This window comes from Nostoc sp. KVJ3, from assembly GCF_026127265.1.
Lineage (GTDB): Bacteria > Cyanobacteriota > Cyanobacteriia > Cyanobacteriales > Nostocaceae > Nostoc.
The window spans coordinates 1,951,993-1,971,265 of the sequence record NZ_WWFG01000002.1; the positions used below are offsets into that span (position 1 = coordinate 1,951,993).

Consider the following 19,273-nt stretch of genomic DNA (forward strand, 5'->3'; position numbering starts at 1 on the left):
TGAATTCCCAATTGGTGGGTAAAGTCGCGTGTAGACGCGATTTATAACCGCCCTTTAGGGCTGATGCTCTTGGTAAAGTAGTCAGACAGAATTAATTACACAATGTCATTGCGAGCGAAGCGAAGCAATCGCAAGGGCTGGGATTGCTTCGCTTCGCTCGCAATGACTGTAAATGTTTTTGTCCGAATACTTAAAGTAGCTCTTAAGGTTTAATTAAGTGCCTTAGCGATTGCAGTTCCAAGTTGATGTAATGTTTTCTCCCGAACAAAATCGGCGGCTGCCCGTGCCGACTCCGCCAAGATCGTATCGGTGTTGGGGGTCAATTTCAGCGCTCCCCCCAAGTATCCTAATGCCTTGCAATAAGAATCGGATAAATTAGTCGAAGCCAAGCGTTTTACAGTCTGGTAATCAGAGTGACGAAACGCATCTAAAGCCTGGGCGTGTAAATCCGAGTCAGGATTTCCCAAAACAGTAAGAATTGCATCGACAGCTTGATTTACCCGTTCTATTGTTGGTTCTTGTGTTTGCACCATTGTTACTCCGTGCATCCCCTGGACAAAACTGAATTTTCATAAATATTTGAACCTGATTGCAGATTCCCCTATAGGGAAAATACTCACCAGATTTATTACTTTACCCTAATTGGTACAGTGACTCCTAAATATGTATAGTGTTAATTTACCTGACTCATTCTCAGACAGACAATGACGAACCAAAAGTTTTCTCAAAAACGAAATCTACACCGTTTTGATCCTGTTGCATATCTAGTAATTGAAAAATTTCGTCTTTCTCCTCTAACTTTTGGACTGTTGGCAGCAGTTACCGCTACTGGAGTTTATTTGTTTACTGCATGGATAAGTGGTACGTTATGGTCTAAGGATAAGCAGATAGGTTTGCTTCAAGACGGGATTCCCTGGTTAGTAGGAATTTTGATCAATCCAGTAACCTTGGGATATTACTTGTGGAGTTTTCAAGCAATCGATCAAGTAATTCAAGAACTTGAAACATCTGACGTATTAGAAACTGACAAATTCAAAATCGATCAATTTGTTACTAACCTCTATTCACAAAAATGGCGCAACATTTCTGCACTTGCCAGCGCTATCTTTTTCAGCACTATTGTCTTTATAACCCGATCTAGATTAGAAGATAGTTGGACTAGCTCTAGTCTTCTAGCGAAATTTACTATTACGATTGCCACATTTGCAGTCGTATATATGGGTAGTATACTTGTCCTAAATTTGATTACAAATATTTGGATTTTCTATCGAATTTTAGGAAAGAAGGATCTCGATATCAATCCTCTTCATCCCGATCGCTGTGGCGGTCTTCGATGTCTGAGTGATTATTCGCTTAAAACTGCCTATCTAGTTGGTGTTTTGGGTATCTTAATTAGTGTAATTGAGTATCAGGTGATTACACAAGATTTCGGCAAAGGATTCTGGTTTGTTCATCTGGTAATTCCACTATATATTTTTCTATCAATGGAATGTTTTTTTGGGCCATTGCTGGCAGCACATAGCGGTATGAAAAAAGCTAAAGAAGAGTCTTTACATAAAATTGCTCGACAGTTCCGAGCCGAGTATTCAGGAATTTATAATAGTCTGGCTGAAGACGCAGAAGCTTTCAAAAAAAAATCTGAAAAAATTCAGCAGCTACGTACTTTATATACTATGACTGATGACTTGCCCGTTTGGCCCTTTGATGTCAAAACTTTCCGTCGATATCTCCTAACAGTGCCGACTCCTCTGATTGGTATCCTAATCGGTATTGGGAAAAAATTGTTAATAAATATACTCAAGCAACAGGGTATCAAACTTGGTTAGTTACCGTGTCGCTATGGGCTATTTCCAAAATTGTAGTGAGAAAAAGCACCATTTTTCGCACTACAAAACTCTGCTGTTAAGTAAAATGAAAGAAATGCAAGGGATAAATACGTGGGCTTGAACGCCAACACGAATGTTTACCTCGCGTACTTTACGGTTCATTCCTCAACTCCCACATCCCCAACTGATTCAATAAATTGGGGATGTGGGAAGTTTTTTACCAAGGAATTTGCGATCGCTCTTGCACAACTCGCTGATATACTTCTTCAGTCTGCCTAGCTAATTTTGGCCAGCTAAACCGTCGCTCTAAATCTTCATAAGCATTATCTACCAGCCATTGCCGATAGCCTGGGTTTTTCAAGACTTCCAAAATTCCCCAAGCTAAAGAGTCGGGATTGTTCACCCAAGTTACAATACCTGTTTTGGTATGTTGTACAACTTCGGGAAAACCACCAGTATCAGAAACCACTACAGGAACGCGAGAAGCAAAGCTTTCTAAAGCAACAATTCCAAAGGGTTCGTAAAGGCTGGGAAATACAGCACAGTCAGCGACAGTTTGGAATTTATCTAAGTAATCATCAGAGAGAAAACCAGTAAAATAGCAATGATGCCAAATTCCCAAATTCCAGGCTTGGCGCTTGAGATGGTCAGTATTACCACCACCAACGATCACAAATTTAACATTACCTTCCATTTGGGAAAGGATCTTGGGTGCAGCATTAAGTAATATCGGTACACCTTTTTCGTAAGTCATGCGACCAAGGTAGTAAACGATTTTTTCATTGTCTGTAGCAAATTGGCGGCGGAAATCCAGCGCATGAAAATCTACGTGATGCCGTTTCTTTTCGGCTCGGATACCGTTATAAATAACATCGATTTTGTCCCAAGGACTGTGTAGCGCTCGCTCTACTTCTTGGCGCATATAGTCGCTACAAACGATAATCCGCCAAGCGTTGTAAGTAAGCAAGATTTCTTTGCCATTTATATAGCCTTGGATCTCTGTGTGAATACCGTTATAGCGTCCGTATTCTGTAGCGTGAATTGTGGCAATTAGTGGTATTTTGAAATTATGCTTGAGAGCGATCGCTGCATCTCCAACTAACCAATCGTGGGCATGAATTAAATCAAACGACCCTTCTTCTAAAATCAACTTCCCACCATGATCTCCCATACTTAGGTTGAGATTGACTACCCAGTGGAAAAAGTCATTACTATGTGCCACTGGCACCCGATGTACCTTTACTCCCTCAACCACCTCATACATTGACGCTTGACCAAATTCTGCTGTAATTAGGTGGACTTCATGCCCTAGCTTTACCAGTTCCGGGTACAACTCCGCCACGTGCCGCGCAATTCCCCCAACAATTCTTGGTGGAAACTCCCAACTTAGTACTAATATCTTCATCTGCTAGACTCCCCGACACTTTACCAATAGCGAAAAAACTACATTTACCTAAAAATACAAGGGTGGCAAATGCAGTGAGTACTTTTACTAAAATTTTTAGATTTTTTAACAGTTATTTTTTACAGCTTATCAAATAACCAATTGAACGAAGTAGGATAAGCATTTTACCCCACTCAGTATATTAGGACTTAAGCACAGGTCACGAAAAACGAACCACAGAGAACAAAGGGGTAACAGAGAAATGAGAGTTTAAGAGGATTTTTGCGTGTCCTAATATATGTAGGGTGTGTTATCGGCGAGAGTACGACACTTAAAATCTGAAGTTGTGCGTTACGCCAAAGGCTAACGCACCCTACCTATATTTCAAAAATCAAATATGATTCCTATACTAGCTTTGATCCAAGCGCAATACTGCCATAAAAGCTTCTTGCGGTACATCCACCGTACCTACAGATTTCATCCGCTTTTTACCTTTGGCTTGCTTCTGTAAGAGTTTCTTCTTTCGACTGATGTCGCCACCGTAGCACTTGGCTAGTACATCTTTCCGCAAAGCCGGAATATGTTCGCTGGCGATAACTTTACTGCCAATAGATGCCTGAATTGGCACTTTAAATTGATGGCGGGGAATTAGTTCCTTGAGCTTTTCTGCCATTGCTCGCCCGACGTTGTAAGCTTTATCTCGATGGACAATCATGGCCAAAGAATCCACAGGATCGCCGTTAATCATGATATCCAGCTTTACCAGCGGATTTTCACGGTAGCCGATAATATGATATTCCATACTGGCGTAACCACGCGATCGCGATTTCATCTGGTCAAAAAAGTCAGTCACAACTTCCGCTAAAGGCAACTCATAAGTAAGTGTGGTTCGTCCTTGGGTGAGATATTTCATATCTTTGAAGATGCCCCGGCGATTTTGTGACAACTCCATCAAGCTGCCTACATAGGTTTCCGGCGTAATCATCTCTACTTGAACGTAGGGTTCTTCAATTCTTTCGCGATCGTTGGGCGAAGGCAAACGGCTAGGATTATCGATGTACAATTCCTCGCCTTTGAGCGTAATCACCTTATAAACCACCGAGGGGGCTGTAATGATCAAATCGAGATTATACTCTCGCTCTAGGCGTTCCTGAACAATTTCCATGTGCAGCAAACCCAAGAACCCGCAACGGAAGCCAAACCCCATCGCGCTCGAAGTTTCTGGTTCGTAATGCAGCGCTGCGTCATTAAGTTCCAGCTTTTCCAAAGCTTCCCGCAAATCTTCAAATTGGTCAGCATCAATGGGGAACATCCCGCAAAAAACCATCGGGTTCGCCTCTGCATAGCCTGGTAAAGGAGACTCCGCTTTCGCCTTACTAAGGGTAATTGTGTCGCCTACCCGTGCATCAGCTACAGCTTTAATTGCCGCTCCCAAATAGCCTACTTCCCCGGCGTGCAGTTCTTCAACTTGCTTTTGAGTGGGAGAAAGGACACCCAATTCGTCAATTTCAAATTCTTTACCAGATGCCATTAAATGGATGCGATCGCCTTTTCTCACAGTGCCATCCATCACCCGGAAATACACAATTACTCCCCGATAACTGTCGTAATAACTATCAAAAATTAACGCTCGTAAACGTTCATTTATGGTATTGGGCGGTGGCGGTATCCGCTCCACAACTGCCTCTAAAATCTCATCAATACCAATACCTTCTTTAGCAGAAGCCAGAATTGCACCACTGCAATCTAGACCAATAATTTCTTCAATTTCGCCAATTACCCGTTCTGGTTCTGCCCCTGGCAAATCAATTTTATTCAAAACCGGGATAATTTCGAGGTTACTCTCTAAGGCTAAATAGACATTTGCTAAAGTTTGCGCCTCTACACCTTGGGACGCATCTACTACTAATAGCGCTCCTTCACAAGCTACAAGAGAGCGGGAGACTTCATAAGAGAAATCCACGTGTCCAGGAGTATCAATCAAATTCAGCACATACTGCTGACCATCTTTTGCTGTGTAGTTCATCCGGGCAGCTTGCAGCTTAATCGTAATGCCGCGCTCCCGTTCCAGATCCATGTTGTCGAGAAACTGTTCCTTCATCTGTCGGTCTTCAACAGTGCCAGTAGCTTGTAGCAAGCGATCGGCGAGGGTTGATTTCCCGTGGTCGATGTGAGCAATAATACAAAAATTGCGAATGCGAACTGCGGGAACGTCAGTCATATACTATCTTTGCCTTAGCAGCAACCAAAGTTAAAAGAGCAATTTACTTAATGTATTTTAATGCTTTATTAGCCAAGACGCTCTTTTAGTGCTGAGTTCCGAGTTAGGAGTTCATAGTTCATAGTTAAAAGTTATTATTCTCCCCCTGCCCCCTGCTCCCTGCACCCCTGCCTCTTTCTCCCTCTTCACCCCATCTTTAACTTTCGATCTAAATAGGTGGACTTTTAAGAATATTATGAAAGTCTATTTGTCGCTGCTAGTATTCAACAGCTAGGATCGTACAATAAATGTAAATAAGTACATGTAGGGATCGTGTAGGGATTGTGGGCAATTGCGACCTGTAATTACCCATAGTCACTGATTTATCAGCAAAAATTCTAGGGTCATTGTCTAGTCAGTTATATGAAAAATGCAATTTGAAATTTAAAGCTGTTACTTTGGTGCTGTTTCGGGGAACTATGTAAATGTACCCTTGAATATCTTTCAGCGAATTAGCCCAAATGATGAATATAACTACTTTACAAGGCTTTAGACAAAACCAATTCAGAGTATACCAAACCTATGAATATGCAAGAGAAAACTACCGAAGCGGAAAAGACACGAGCCGATAAGGTAGAAATTGCTGTCCAACTGGACTCCGAGCTACTAGAGCAAATTCAGCATTTGAGCAAAGACCCAAGTAAAGTGATTGAGGTAGCAATTCGCCAGTGGTTACGCGGTGAAATCCTCAGAGATGACGAACTGACACGCACTCCTGTGCGTACCCCTGTTCCTCCTCGCGGTGAATGGAACGATTAATACCATCTGTCAGTTGTCAATACAAGTTAAAAAAGGTGAAGTTTGCCAATCTGAATCTCAAAACACTAAGAAATATTTAATCAAAAACGAAAAAGCTGTAAAAGTTTATGCATAAATTTGAGCAGCTTTAGTAAAATTACGGTCGGATATCCTTTGTCTATCCAACTCAATTAATGACTATTACTGCCAATTCCCAATTGACGAATGTATTTTCCCAAAATCTGGAATCTATTTCCAGTAAAACTGATGGCTCATTACCAACTCTAGGAGCCGAGTTGGTATATACGCAAGATGGGGCAGGGCGCTATCTGACCTTTTGTTGGCAGCACAGCGAACTTCTGGGGTTAAATACCGAAAAAATAGTTGACGAACTGAACCAGACGCAAACCTTTGCCCCAGTGGATAAGGTTACTTATTTGGAACGATTACACCGAATTTTGACAAGTTTGGTACCAGAAAGGTTTCAGTGTCGGTTTAGCTACCACCAGGAATTATTTGAGTTGGACTTAGTGATTAGTCCGGTGATGCCCAGTTTGGGAACACCTGCCACTACAGTTTTAGTGATGGGACGGTTAGTGCAAGCGACACTCAACAAAAAACAAGTGCGTGTGGCATCAAAAACTCCCACACAAATAGAGTTAGCTTTACGTTCACAACAACACCAAAAACTGGTAAATCGCATTACCAGAAATATTCGCCGGACATTGGATTTAGATATTATTTGGCAACAAACAGTTGACAGTTTGGGAAAAGCACTGCGGCTAGAGCGCTGCATTATTTGTCGTCCCAACCAACCCTCTAGTTCAAAAGTGAAAGTAATGGCTGAGTATTACCAGCCAGAAATCACCTCGATGCTTGGCTCAGAAATAGATATAGCTTCTGAACCTGCCTTTGCTCAGGCTTTAGCAACCCTAGAACCAGTTGTGATGGAAGTACCTGGATGCAAGGATTCTAGGCGGCAGAAAACTTTGGTAGTTGCAACTTGCTATCAAGACCAAGCCAATGGATTGGTTGCCTTGAATTGGCATGATGAATGCTACACATTAACAGAATCGGAATTAGAACTGGCAAAGGAAGCAGCAGATCAATTGGGAACTGCGATCGCTCATGCTACTTTATATAAAGAATTAGAAGCAGCCCGTCAAAAAGCTGAAGAAGCCTCCCGCCTCAAAAGCGAGTTTCTGGCTAATGTATCCCATGAAATTCGTACCCCCCTCAACGGTATGATTGGCTTTTTGAAGCTGATTTTGGAAGGGATGGCAGATGATCCAGAAGAACAAAACCAATTTTTGGCGGAAGCTCACCACTTATCGATACATCTTCTCAATATCATCAACGATATTTTAGACATTGCTAAAATCGAAGCTGGCAAAATGGAGCTAGCTTACGCTCCAGTCAAGCTAAATGAGCTATTCAGTGATGTAGAAAGTTTCATGCGTCCCCAAGCAGAAATGAGAAACCTCAGCTTTCGGATGCAAATGCCAGCTACCTCCGATGAAATTATTGTCCAAAGCAACTACCAACGATTGCTACAAGTTATGCTCAATTTGCTGGGTAACGCCATCAAATTTACCCATGAAGGCGGCGTTACCGTCAGCGCCGATTTAGTACTCAAAAAGTCGAAACCAAACTTTCAAGGTCAGGAATTTCCTGGTATGGTAAGAGTCCGTGTTGCTGACACAGGCATCGGCGTTTCTTTAGACAAACAAGATAAACTGTTTCAATTATTCTCTCAGGTGGATGGTTCCCGCACTCGCCAGTATGGTGGCACAGGTTTAGGACTGGCAATATCTCAGAAGCTAGTAGAGGCAATGGGTGGCGAGGTACATTTTTACAGTCTGGGCGAAGGACTTGGTTCAACTGTGACATTTACAGTGCCACTATATCAACAGCCAGTCATGGTTTCATCTGGTGATAGCGACTCAATAAACAGTACTGAGTTAGGAGTTTAGAGTTAGGAGTTTGGAGTTAGGATTTTAGATTTCGGCGTAAGCGTTCAATCGAAGGATTTTAGATTTAGATTTTTCCTTTAACAGTTCGGCGGAATTCCCCATCCGTCTACACGGTGGGGATGGATAGCCGGACGACGACGAAGCCAACTCCGACCAACATCAATCGTCAGATTGATCAGGGAGTGGGTTGGTTGAGAAGTCGTCAATCTTAGGGCTAGGCAACCTGTCGATCCAATCTTCGACCAACTGTGTAACTGTTTTTTCTTTGCTTTGTGCATAAGCCTTAAGCTTGTCGTTCCGTTTCTGCGATAACCTAACTCTAATGGATCTTTCTTTCATGATGTATCACCAGAATGGATACATCTATGTTATGATATAAATGGTTGTTGACCCACCCACTCGACTCATATAACAAACGGCCACAGTAGCAGTAATATGCTTGCCTAGACTAAGAGCGAGAGAAAGGGGAAAGACCTTGGTCACTGGTTTGTAAGGTTACGTCCTACGGTAAAAATAAGCCATACAAAGGTGTACGAAAAAGTAATAAAACTGCCTGTGGTAGACGGGCGGCTGCCTGTGGACGCTTTGTAAGACCATCATCGGATTTAGTTCCGAATTTCTAGCAATAGGAATGCCTAACTTGGCAAGAGCGGTTGAGACGGGAAACTCCGAGGACGAATAAAACCGTCACTGGTTCAATGATGTTGGAAGCCCCAACCTCAGCGAAGCAGGTTGGGGTACTTCACTAACTAAATTGGGTATTGGAGATTGGCAGGAACTCGGTCTCTAGCCCAAAGTGTTGTATAATCACATATCAGCTTAAAAAAGAAAACACAACAAACGTCTAAATATTGGCTTTTGCTCCGCTCTACTCAACCTACGAAAAATAGATATTTGATCCCTTTTTACGGTGACGTGTACTTACGAGCATTAAATCCTGCCTTTCGTCGGACTGCAAAGCCGAACCTAAAGGCTAGAGTGAAGTAGGAGGCTTACACGAAAACTTTGTTTAGTTAATCTAATATCAAGTTGCTCAAACCAGTAGTGGTTTAGTCAAAAGTCATTAAAAACTGACATCTGACAATCTAGCGGCAATTAGATTTAGGATCGATTTAACAAAGCTGGAAAATAAAATTTTGGATAATGGTTAATGAGTAACGGCGCGTCTGGCACAGGAATGATTATTATTCAATGCCCAATGCCCAATGCCCAATGCCCAATGCCCAATGCCCAATGCCCAATGCCCGTCACTAACTTAGCAGGTCTAAAACTATGGAACTCACAATTGACAACGTTGAAACAGTCTTAGATGAAATGCGCCCTTATCTCATGTCTGATGGCGGCAATGTGGAACTCGTAGAACTCGATGGGCCTGTTGTAAAACTGCGGTTGCAAGGTGCTTGTGGTTCTTGTCCCAGTTCTGCAATGACCCTGAGAATGGGTATTGAACGCCGCCTGAAAGAAATGATTCCTGAAATTGCGGAAATTGAGCAAGTGGTGTAAAAGTTAGGAGTTAGGAGTTAGGAGTTATGAGTTATGGATCAACTCCTAACTCCTCATTCTTAACTCCTAACTATTCTTATGTCTCATCCTCTTTACATCGCTTTTGTTTGGCATCAACATCAGCCTCTGTACAAATCTCCTGGCAGTGACGTTTCGCTCTCTCCGAGTCAGAAGTACCGCCTACCTTGGGTACGTTTACATGGAACTAAAGATTATTTGGATTTGGTATTGCTTTTGGAACGGTATCCTAAGTTACACCAAACGGTAAATTTAGTACCATCGCTGATATTGCAACTAGAAGATTATATTGCTGGGACTGCTTTTGACCCTTACCTCACAGCCTGTCTAACACCGGATGAACAACTCACCCAGCAACAGCGCGAATTTATTATCCAACACTTTTTTGATGCCAATCACCATACGCTGATTGACCCACATCCCCGCTATAGTGAGTTGTATCAGCAAAGGCAGGAGAAGGGACAAGCTTGGTGTTTAGCAAATTGGGAATTACCAGATTATAGTGATTTGTTAGCTTGGCACAATTTGGCTTGGATTGATCCGCTGTTTTGGGATGACCCAGAAATTGCGACATGGTTAAAACAGGGTAGAAATTTTACTTTAAGCGATCGCCAGCGCATTTATTCTAAACAGCGAGAAATCCTCAGCCGGATCATCCCTCAACACCGAAAAATGCAGGAGGCGGGGCAGCTAGAAGTTACTACCACACCCTACACCCACCCCATTTTACCTTTGCTCGCTGATACTAACTCTGGTCGGGTAGCTGTACCTAATATGACACTACCTAAGCAGCGTTTTCAGTGGGAAGAAGATATTCCCCGCCACTTGCGGAAAGCTTGGAACTTTTATCAAGAACGCTTTGGACAGATCCCTCGTGGTTTATGGCCTTCGGAACAGTCAGTAAGCCCGGCGATACTTCCACACATAATTAACCAAGGTTTTAAGTGGATATGCTCAGATGAAGCCGTTTTGGGGTGGACGCTGAAACACTTTTTTCATCGGGATGGCGCAGGGAATGTCCAGCAACCAGAATTGTTGTATCGACCCTATCGGTTGCAAACGGCAGAGGGTGATGTGTCAATTGTCTTTCGTGACCATAGATTATCAGATTTAATTGGCTTTACCTACAGTGCGATGCCAGCAAAACAGGCAGCTGCGGATTTAGTGGGACATTTGCAAGCGATCGCAAGAATGCAAAGAGACAATCACAGCGATCAACCTTGGCTAGTTACCATTGCTTTAGATGGGGAAAATTGCTGGGAATTTTATCCCCAAGACGGCAAACCCTTCTTAGAAGCTTTGTATCAAAGTTTAAGCGATGAACCCCACCTCAAACTCGTCACCGTTTCCGAATTTCTCGAAGAATTTCCTGCCACAGCCACCATTCCCGGAGGACAACTACATAGTGGTTCTTGGGTAGATGGCAGCTTCACCACCTGGATCGGCGATCGCGCCAAAAATCGGGCTTGGGATTACTTAACGGAAGCAAGGGTTATGCTCGCCAGCCATCCCGAAGCAACAGAAGAAAACAACCCAGAAGCATGGGAAGCATTGTATGCCGCAGAGGGTTCAGACTGGTTTTGGTGGTTTGGTACAGGACATTCTTCAAATCAAGATGCCATTTTTGACCAGTTGTTTCGAGAACACCTATTTGGCATTTATAAGGCATTAAATGAACCTATACCGCCTTATCTCAAGCAACCAGTGGAAATCCACGAAGCACAGGGAAGCCACATTCCACAAGGGTTTATCCATCCCATGATTGATGGTAAAGGAGATGAACAAGATTGGGACAAAGCTGGACGCATAGAAATTGGTGGGGCGCGGGGAACGATGCACAATAGCAGTGTCATCCAGCGACTTTGGTATGGGGTAGATCACCTGAATTTCTATTTACGGCTGGACTTTAAAAGTGGTGCAGCACCAGGGCATGATTTGCCAACAGAGTTGAATTTGCTGTGGTTCTATCCAGAAAAAACAATGGTCAATAGCCCAGTTCCCTTGGCAGATGTCCCAGATGCAGCCCCACTTAATTACCTTTTCCATCATCTTTTGGAAGTTAACTTGCTGACGCAATCGATTCAGTTTCGGGAAGCTGGAGACAATTATCAATGGCAACCCCGTTTTAGTCGCGCTCAAGTGGCAATAAATAATTGTTTAGAGTTAGCAGTACCGTGGGCAGATTTGCAAGTTCCGCCAGATTATCCCCTACGTCTGATTTTGGTGCTTTCAGATGAAGGACGTTTTTGCAATTACTTACCAGAAAATGCTTTGATTCCCATTGAAGTGCCTTAAAACTCAATACCCTTCTTAACTTCTTCAGGACTTACGCATATTTCTTTGTGTCCTTTGCGGTTCGTTTTTTCATGATTTTGCCTAAGTCCTATTCTTAACTCTGTGTTCTCTGCGCCTCTGCGGTTTAAAAGTAATTTATTTAACCACTTATAGCCGCAGAGAACACGTAGATAAAATGAATTTTTGGAGTTCCCTGAAAAGCGCTAGTTCTACAGAGATTTATTTTTGCTTTTTGAGTTTTTAACAGAAAAGTAGTGATGATTTCGCAAAGTTGCAGTAATATTACTGTTATCAAAGAATATTTGTCGTAAGATTAGAGACATTTCAGAGCAAATATCCTATACTAATGAATCGCTTTTCTCAGAAAATAACGAATTCTCAAGAGAGCATTTCACAGCAAACTCAACTTGGTCAGATGTGTGGTTCTAAGAGGCTATTTCGCGATCGCTATGAAATATTGCAAGTTCTAGGTAAAGGTGGTTTTGGCATCACCTTTTTAGCCAAAAATACCCTATTACCTGGGAATCCCCTGTGTGTGATTAAACAACTTTGTCTGAAAGTAACTAATCCCCAAAGTTGGCAAAGGGCATGCGCGCGCTTTGAAAAAGAAGCAAGAACCTTGGCTAAACTCGGTAGTCATTCGCAAATTCCCATGCTATTAGACTACTTTCAGGCGAATGGGGAGTTTTTCTTAATTCAAGAATACATACCGGGTTTGACTTTGGCGCGAGAAGTGCGGCAAACTGGGCCCAAAAGTGAAACCTCCGTTAAACAGTTTTTACAGGAATTCTTACCAGTCTTACAGTATCTTCAGAAACATCATGTAATTCACCGGGATATTAAACCCCAGAATTTATTGCGATGTGAATATGACGGACGGGTAGTGCTGATTGATTTTGGTGCAGTTAAGGAGCAATTAGTTAATGCTTGTGAAAACTCTACCAATCAAGCTGCAAACACCAACTTTATTGGAACTAGGGGATTTGCGCCACCAGAACAGTTTTCCCTTCGTCCAGTTTATGCCAGTGATATTTATGCACTGGGTGTAACTTGTATTTATATGTTGAGTGCTAAAAGTCCTTTAGAATTTGATTACCATCCAATTACTGGCGAGATATGCTGGCAAAAAGAACTAAATATTAGCGACAGTTTCGCCCAGATTTTAGGGAAAATGGTGAAGATGGCGTTAGACGATCGGTTTAAAACTGCCGATGAAGTCATGAAAGCTTTAAGTTATGAAAGCTATTTGCCTACTTTGGCTAACTGTCTAACTACCCAAAAATTAAATAATAAAAGTATTGCACAATACGAAAACTCTTACGAAACTCCTGATGTGTATCTACCACCTGTTACCAGAACTGCGAATGCTATTCGGAAATGGAGAGCGAGGCTTAAGTAAATCAAGTTGCACAATTAAGTTAGGATGTTTTAAATGTTCTTTGTGATGTCTCAAAGACTTTTAAATCCTCCTAGATCCCCCTTGAAAAGGGGGATCTAAAACTTTTAATACCGACAAGAGTATTTTTCAAACATCTTCTTAGAGGATGTTTGAAAAGTGTTTTAGTGTGATTTTAGGCACTTAACGATCCCCCCTAGCCCCCCTTAAAAAAGGGGGAAGAATCAAAGTCCCCCTTTTTAAGGGGGATTTAGGGGGATCTAGAAGGTTTTGCTACCGACAAGAGTACTTTTCAAACATCTTCTTAGAGTGTTCCAAAAAATAAATGATCCAAAATCCGTCATTGCTTCGCTTCGCTCGCAATGACAATTGGGCATTTTTTTACTTGGAGTACTCTTAGACAAAAATGCGATCGGAGAATTTTTCGATTTGTGTATACACAGTAGCTTTTTAAGGGTTGTGGGGGATCTAAAAGTGCCTACAATCACAGTGAAATACTTCTCCAACAACCTTTTTTTACCTAAAGTATCAAATTAACAATTAATCATGGGAAATTTAAAATATCAAAAACAAATTTAGTAAGTATTGTGACTATAATTTAGAGTCAGTGATGGTTAATTAATCAGGGTTTCACTTAATACTTAGTCAATTTTTAGTTGTCAATATACAAGCAAAATTACTAGATTTAATAGTGCAGACAAAATTTCTATTCAGATTATTATATAATCGGAAGAATAATTAATTCTATGGCTCTCGTAGTTTTCCACAGGTGAGGAAGACTGACTACTATTTACAAACGCTAACTATATAAGTAATTCCCCAATCCCCAGCACAGGGTTTTCTACCACAAGTAACCGAGAGTCAATTTTATTAAGGGAATGTTAGGGGCAAACTTAATCTAAGTTGTCATGCAGTCGCGCCTAGTCAGATCATGATCTGCTGCTTAAATCCCGATTGCCTAAATCCCCTGAATCCCAATGGAAAGAAGTTTTGCCAAAGTTGTAGCACCCCCTTGGTGTCACTTTTAAGAAATCGCTTCCGTGTCATCCGAGTCCTTTCAGATGAGGGGGGATTTGGCAGAACCTATCTATCAGAAGATGTCGATAAACTCAATGAACGATGTGTTATCAAGCAATTAGCTCCTAAGTTTCAAGGAACTTGGTCGCAGAAAAAGGCGATGGAGTTGTTTGCTGAAGAAGCACAGCGACTACAAGACCTGGGAGAACATCCCCAAATTCCGACTTTAATAGCTTACTTTGAGCAAGACGGCTGCCTATATTTAGTGCAGCAGTTTATTAATGGCGATAATTTGTTAAAGGAGTTGCAACAGCGCAAGGGTTACAACGCTAGGGATATTCAATCTATTTTGTTAGATTTACTCCCCATCCTGAAATTTATCCACGATCGCAAAGTCATTCATCGGGATATCAAGCCAGAAAATATTATCCGTCATAAAAGTGATGGGCGATTAAGTCTGATTGATTTTGGTTCCTCAAAGCAATTCACCGTCAAAGTTCAGCAAAAAAGCGGCACATCCATTGGTTCACATGGTTATTCTCCCCTAGAACAAATTAGAGATGGTAAAGCTTTCCCCGCTAGTGATTTATTCGGTGTAGGGGCTACCTGCTTTCATCTGCTAACGGGAAATTCACCCTTTCAGTTGTGGATGGAATCTGGCTACGCCTGGGTGAATAATTGGCGGGAATATTTGCGGAGTCCATTAAATCCTGAATTGGATTTTGTCATCGACAAGCTTTTGAAAAAAGACATTCAAGAACGTTACCAGTCAGCCGATGAAGTTCTTAGAGACTTGACTCCCAAACAACTCCTCGCGCTACCACCAGCCGGTAAGTCATCTGGGAAAATACCACCAACTAAAGCCCCATATTTACCAAAAAGTTATCCCTTACTAAGAATTTTAATCTTGGCAAGTGCTTTTATCCTGTTGTTCGGATTCCAAGAATCTTGGTATAAACATTTTCGCCGGATTCAAACCGGCATAGTCTCTAGGCTGACTCAGCATAATAATTCTGGCAAAAATGAAGCGCTGTTAGGTCAATCACTCAAGATTACTTTAGGAAAGGTTTCTTTAGTTAATACCCTCCAAGGAAATGAAAACTCGGTTTTATCCGTCGCCATCAGCCCCGATGGTCAAACTATAGCTAGCAGTGGCGGCAATCGCACAATCAAACTTTGGAATCTCGCCACCGGACAACAAATTTCTTCACTCAACACCTATTCTCAGCAGGTGAATGCCGTAGTAATCAGTCCAGATGGCAAAACTCTGGTAAGTGGTAGTGATGATAGCACGATCAAAATCTGGAATCTAGCAACCGGAAAACAAATTCGGACTTTAGAGGGACATTCTGATGCAGTTCATGCCCTAGCTATCAGTGCTGATAGCGAGACTCTGGTTAGCGGTAGTGATGATAACACCATCAAAATCTGGGATTTAGCTACAGGAGAGCAAATTCGGACACTGGTAGGGCATACATTTTGGGTGCGATCGGTAGCTATTAGCCCGGATGGGGTGATTCTTGCCAGTGGTAGTTTTGACAAGACGATCAAAATCTGGAATCTCACAAAAGGGTACTCAATTCGGACACTGGAGAGAAATTCTCAAACAGTAACAGCTGTGGCTATTAGCCCAGATGGAAAAATTTTAGCTAGTGCTAGCCGCGATCGCACCATCAAACTTTGGGATCTAGTTACCGGAAAAGAAATTCGCACACTCGCGGGACACACCAACACCGTCACAACCATAGCCTTCAGTGCCGATGGTAAAATTATTGCTAGTGGTAGCCGCGATCGCACCATCAAACTCTGGAATTTAGCCACAGGTGAGGAAATTGTCACATTGGCAGGGCACACCAACACCGTGACATCCGTAGCCTTCACTCCTAATAGCAAAACTCTTGTCAGTGGTAGCGAAGACAATACTATTAAAATTTGGCAGTTGTCTCAGTGAGTCGTTTACAAGAAAGATTGGGAAGTCAATTATTAATTGCACCCCTGACCAAAATCACTGTACTTTCTACACCAGAGGCGATCGCTTCGGGAATATTACCTTGAATCGCTTGCTGCAACAATCCCTCGCGGGAAGCTCCTAAAATTACAACATCATAACCCTCGGTTTTCACTAGGTTAATTACACCTTCTGCAACTGAATTAGCTTGGACTGGAAGAGCAACTACAGTACTAGACAATTTGCGCCGACGCATTAAATGGCGGATGGCTTGTTCTGAAACTGACATATCTGGCTTGAGTTCTGATGTCTTGAACACCTGTGTCAGGCGAATTTGCGGATCCTTCCCCAAGGTAATTAAAGCTGGTAACAACTTAATCGCTAGAGGGGAATTTGGGCCACCAGCCATTGGGACTAGCCAGCGATTGAAGGAAGGCTGGGGAGTGCCTAATTTTACCAAAATCACTTCGCAGCTAGCTTGGCGAATTACGGTATCTACAACGTTGCCAAAAATCCGACCAGGGGTAGATGTGTTACCTTTCCATCCCATTAAAATCAGGTCGATATGTTGTTCGTTGATTGTCTCCAAAATTGCTTGGGCGACATCGTGGGTAACTCGAATCTGTGTGTGCAGGGGAATTTGCCATTTTTTGGCTAAGACTTCCGCCTGTCGTAGCAAGCGGCGACTTTTTGCCGTTCTTACCTCTGTTTCTGATGGGGAACTGTGGCGGGGTATCAGCATCACTTGCACGCAATCTATTTCATAATGGCGATCGCGGGCAATGGCTGCTGCCATTTGTAATAAAATAGCTGCTGTTTCGGGATTAGCTACTGGTACTAATAATCTACCTCTGCCAGTGCTGGGCGATCGCGTTTGGTAAACTACATAAGAAGGTTGTGGCCGGATTCCAGGAGTGCCATTGTCACAATTAAGATGGTCTGCTTCTGCCCGAATTATATCTCCACGGGTAATAATTCCGATCAGTTTCCGTCCATCGACCACTGGTAAGCGGCTGATTTGATAACGATCGAGTAAATACAGCACATTCCTCAAGGTGTGGATCGGTGTTACTGTCATCGGGACAGGAGTCATTATTTCTTTTAAATAAATATCATTGCCTAAATTGCGATCGCGAATTTTCAGCAAATCTGATTGCGTCACAATCCCCACCAGCTTGCTATCTTCTAACACCGGGAAGCCGCGATGGTGGGAACGGGCAAAAGCTTGCATTGCTTCATCCAAAGGCATCTCTGCATCCAGAGTTTCTACCTGTTGCTGCATCACATCTTTGGCCGTTAAGCTTGTCATTATCCCCTCTGGAGAAGATTCTTTTTTGATCGTGATGCCATTCCACTCTAAAAGTTTGTCGTATAGCGATCCTGGTACTAGCTTTTCGGCGACTAGATAGGATGTTACAGAGCCAATCATTAAGGGCAATACTAGGTTGAAATCTGTAGTCATTTCAAACACAATTATGATCCCCGTAATTGGGACTCTGGCCACTGCTGTGAAAAATGCGCCCATTCCTGCCAAAGCAAAGGTAATTGGTAATCCACTCTCTATCCCCAGAGGCAGCAGTACACTGTGTTCTCCTATACCCACCAAGTAGCCAAGGGCAGCCCCTAAAGTTAAAGCGGGAGCGAATAATCCTCCTGGCACACCAGAGCCATAAGCTACCAACACTAGGATGAACTGGGAGAGAAAGGCGATCGCAGCTATTGACCAGCTAGCCTCACCCGTAATCAAAATTTCCCGCAATCCCGTATTATCTCGAAATGCTAGTGGTAACATGGCCACAATTACCCCAGATACTAGCCCAGCAAGTCCCACACGAGCCGGTAATCCAAAACGTAGAGAGCGGCGGTAAACGGTTAAACTGCTAATAATGCCTCGATTGAAGAGCGCTCCCAGCAACCCAGCCAAAATCCCCAAAACCAAATAAAAAGGAATATCTTGAACAAAAAAGTTGGTTTTGGAAGCAGTTAATGCCAGATTTAGATCCAGACTGCGACCACCTAAGACGCGCGAGACAACTGCACCGATAAAAGAGGCGAGAATTGCAGTCCCCAGAGTAAAACCAGAGAAATCTTGTAGAAGTTCTTCTACTACAAATAATACACCTGCGATCGGCGTATTGAAAGCAGCCGCTAATCCGGCTCCTGCACCCGCAGCAATCAACTGGCGGCGATGGTCTGGCGAAGTTGGAAACCACCGACTGAGTTGAGATGCTAAGGCTGCGCTGACCTGAACTGTTGGCCCTTCTCGCCCTAAAGCTAGCCCAGAACCCAATGCCAGAATCCCACCTACTAACTTGACCAAGGCAACCCGTAAATCTAGAGCAATTGGGACATTGGCCAGCACTGCCTTGACTTGAGGAATGCCGCTTCCAGAAGTTTCTGGTGCTACACGCTCCACCAGCCAGCCGGCGAGGAATCCAAAGCTGAGTCCAACACCAGGTAGCACAAACCAAGCTGGTAGTAGGAAGGATGTCTGCACACGCCATGCACCGAGCCATCCTACCCCCGACTTTAGTAAGACTGCTGCCAGGGCTGAAACTAACCCAATCAAACAAGCTTCAAAGATTGCTAAACGACGTTGTGGCCGCAGCAGTCGGCGAAAGTGTTGGAGGATGGATAGATACCACATAAGGGACTTCCAAATAAAAAGGGGGAGCAGGGGGAGTGGGGGGAGTAGGGGAGTAGGGGAGCAGGGGGAGCAGGGGAGCAGGGGGAGCGGGGGGAGCAGGGGGAGCAGGGGGAGTAGGGGAGCAGGGGAGAAGAAATCAGATAGTGGTATTATTGGATGCAGGAATTGAGCAATTTAATTTTTGGATGTCCCTAATATCCAAGATATTGTGTTATTGGGTTAAAGCTGCTTCACGTAATTCTTAATTGGTAAGGGTTTTAGACATTTC

Annotated in this window: 12 protein-coding genes; 7 read left to right on the plus strand and 5 right to left on the minus strand. The window is 43.0% G+C overall.

What is annotated here, in order from left to right; all coding sequences use genetic code 11:
- Positions 1 to 209 precede the first annotated feature (209 nt).
- Positions 210 to 533, minus strand: a complete 324-nt coding sequence (locus GTQ43_RS24420) for a hypothetical protein (RefSeq protein WP_265275295.1) — start codon at positions 531 to 533, stop codon at positions 210 to 212.
- Positions 534 to 704: 171 nt separating this feature from the next.
- Between GTQ43_RS24420 and GTQ43_RS24425 the strand changes: the two genes are divergently transcribed.
- Positions 705 to 1,826: a hypothetical protein gene (locus tag GTQ43_RS24425; RefSeq protein ID WP_265275296.1), complete on the plus strand. Its 1,122-nt coding sequence runs from the start codon at positions 705 to 707 to the stop codon at positions 1,824 to 1,826.
- Positions 1,827 to 2,043: 217 nt separating this feature from the next.
- Here GTQ43_RS24425 and GTQ43_RS24430 read toward each other — a convergent pair whose 3' ends face one another.
- Both GTQ43_RS24430 and lepA read right to left on the minus strand, forming a co-directional pair.
- Positions 2,044 to 3,231 carry a glycosyltransferase family 4 protein gene (locus GTQ43_RS24430; protein ID WP_265275297.1) on the minus strand — a complete coding sequence of 396 codons (1,188 nt, stop codon included), beginning with the start codon at positions 3,229 to 3,231 and terminating at the stop codon, positions 2,044 to 2,046.
- 388 nt (positions 3,232 to 3,619) lie between these two features.
- On the minus strand, positions 3,620 to 5,431 hold the full coding sequence (gene lepA / locus GTQ43_RS24435; protein ID WP_265275298.1) for a translation elongation factor 4: 1,812 nt from the start codon (positions 5,429 to 5,431) through the stop codon (positions 3,620 to 3,622).
- Between the two features lie 561 nt (positions 5,432 to 5,992).
- Here lepA and GTQ43_RS24440 point away from each other — a divergent pair.
- Both GTQ43_RS24440 and GTQ43_RS24445 read left to right on the plus strand, forming a co-directional pair.
- Complete coding sequence (locus GTQ43_RS24440; protein WP_265275299.1) at positions 5,993 to 6,229, plus strand: hypothetical protein; 237 nt, start codon at positions 5,993 to 5,995, stop codon at positions 6,227 to 6,229.
- Positions 6,230 to 6,402: 173 nt separating this feature from the next.
- Complete coding sequence (locus GTQ43_RS24445) at positions 6,403 to 8,181, plus strand: ATP-binding protein (protein ID WP_265275300.1); 1,779 nt, start codon at positions 6,403 to 6,405, stop codon at positions 8,179 to 8,181.
- A 77-nt stretch (positions 8,182 to 8,258) separates the two neighbouring features.
- Here GTQ43_RS24445 and GTQ43_RS24450 read toward each other — a convergent pair whose 3' ends face one another.
- Complete coding sequence (locus GTQ43_RS24450; RefSeq protein WP_265275301.1) at positions 8,259 to 8,459, minus strand: hypothetical protein; 201 nt, start codon at positions 8,457 to 8,459, stop codon at positions 8,259 to 8,261.
- A 994-nt stretch (positions 8,460 to 9,453) separates the two neighbouring features.
- Here GTQ43_RS24450 and GTQ43_RS24455 point away from each other — a divergent pair.
- The 4 genes from GTQ43_RS24455 to GTQ43_RS24470 all read left to right on the plus strand — a co-directional run bounded on the left by GTQ43_RS24455 (position 9,454) and on the right by GTQ43_RS24470 (position 16,361).
- A complete protein-coding gene (locus tag GTQ43_RS24455; protein ID WP_012408256.1) occupies positions 9,454 to 9,684 on the plus strand; it encodes a NifU family protein in 231 nt (76 codons plus the stop codon).
- A 78-nt stretch (positions 9,685 to 9,762) separates the two neighbouring features.
- A complete protein-coding gene (locus GTQ43_RS24460) occupies positions 9,763 to 11,997 on the plus strand; it encodes a glycoside hydrolase (protein WP_265275302.1) in 2,235 nt (744 codons plus the stop codon).
- 346 nt (positions 11,998 to 12,343) lie between these two features.
- Positions 12,344 to 13,396 (plus strand): serine/threonine-protein kinase, encoded by a 1,053-nt coding sequence (locus GTQ43_RS24465; protein WP_265275303.1) that lies wholly within the window; start codon positions 12,344 to 12,346, stop codon positions 13,394 to 13,396.
- Between the two features lie 928 nt (positions 13,397 to 14,324).
- Complete coding sequence (locus GTQ43_RS24470; RefSeq protein ID WP_265275304.1) at positions 14,325 to 16,361, plus strand: serine/threonine-protein kinase; 2,037 nt, start codon at positions 14,325 to 14,327, stop codon at positions 16,359 to 16,361.
- A gap of 25 nt (positions 16,362 to 16,386) precedes the next feature.
- Here the strand turns inward: GTQ43_RS24470 and GTQ43_RS24475 are convergent, their stop codons facing one another.
- Positions 16,387 to 19,005 (minus strand): chloride channel protein, encoded by a 2,619-nt coding sequence (locus tag GTQ43_RS24475; protein WP_265275306.1) that lies wholly within the window; start codon positions 19,003 to 19,005, stop codon positions 16,387 to 16,389.
- Between the last annotated feature and the right edge of the window lie 268 nt (positions 19,006 to 19,273).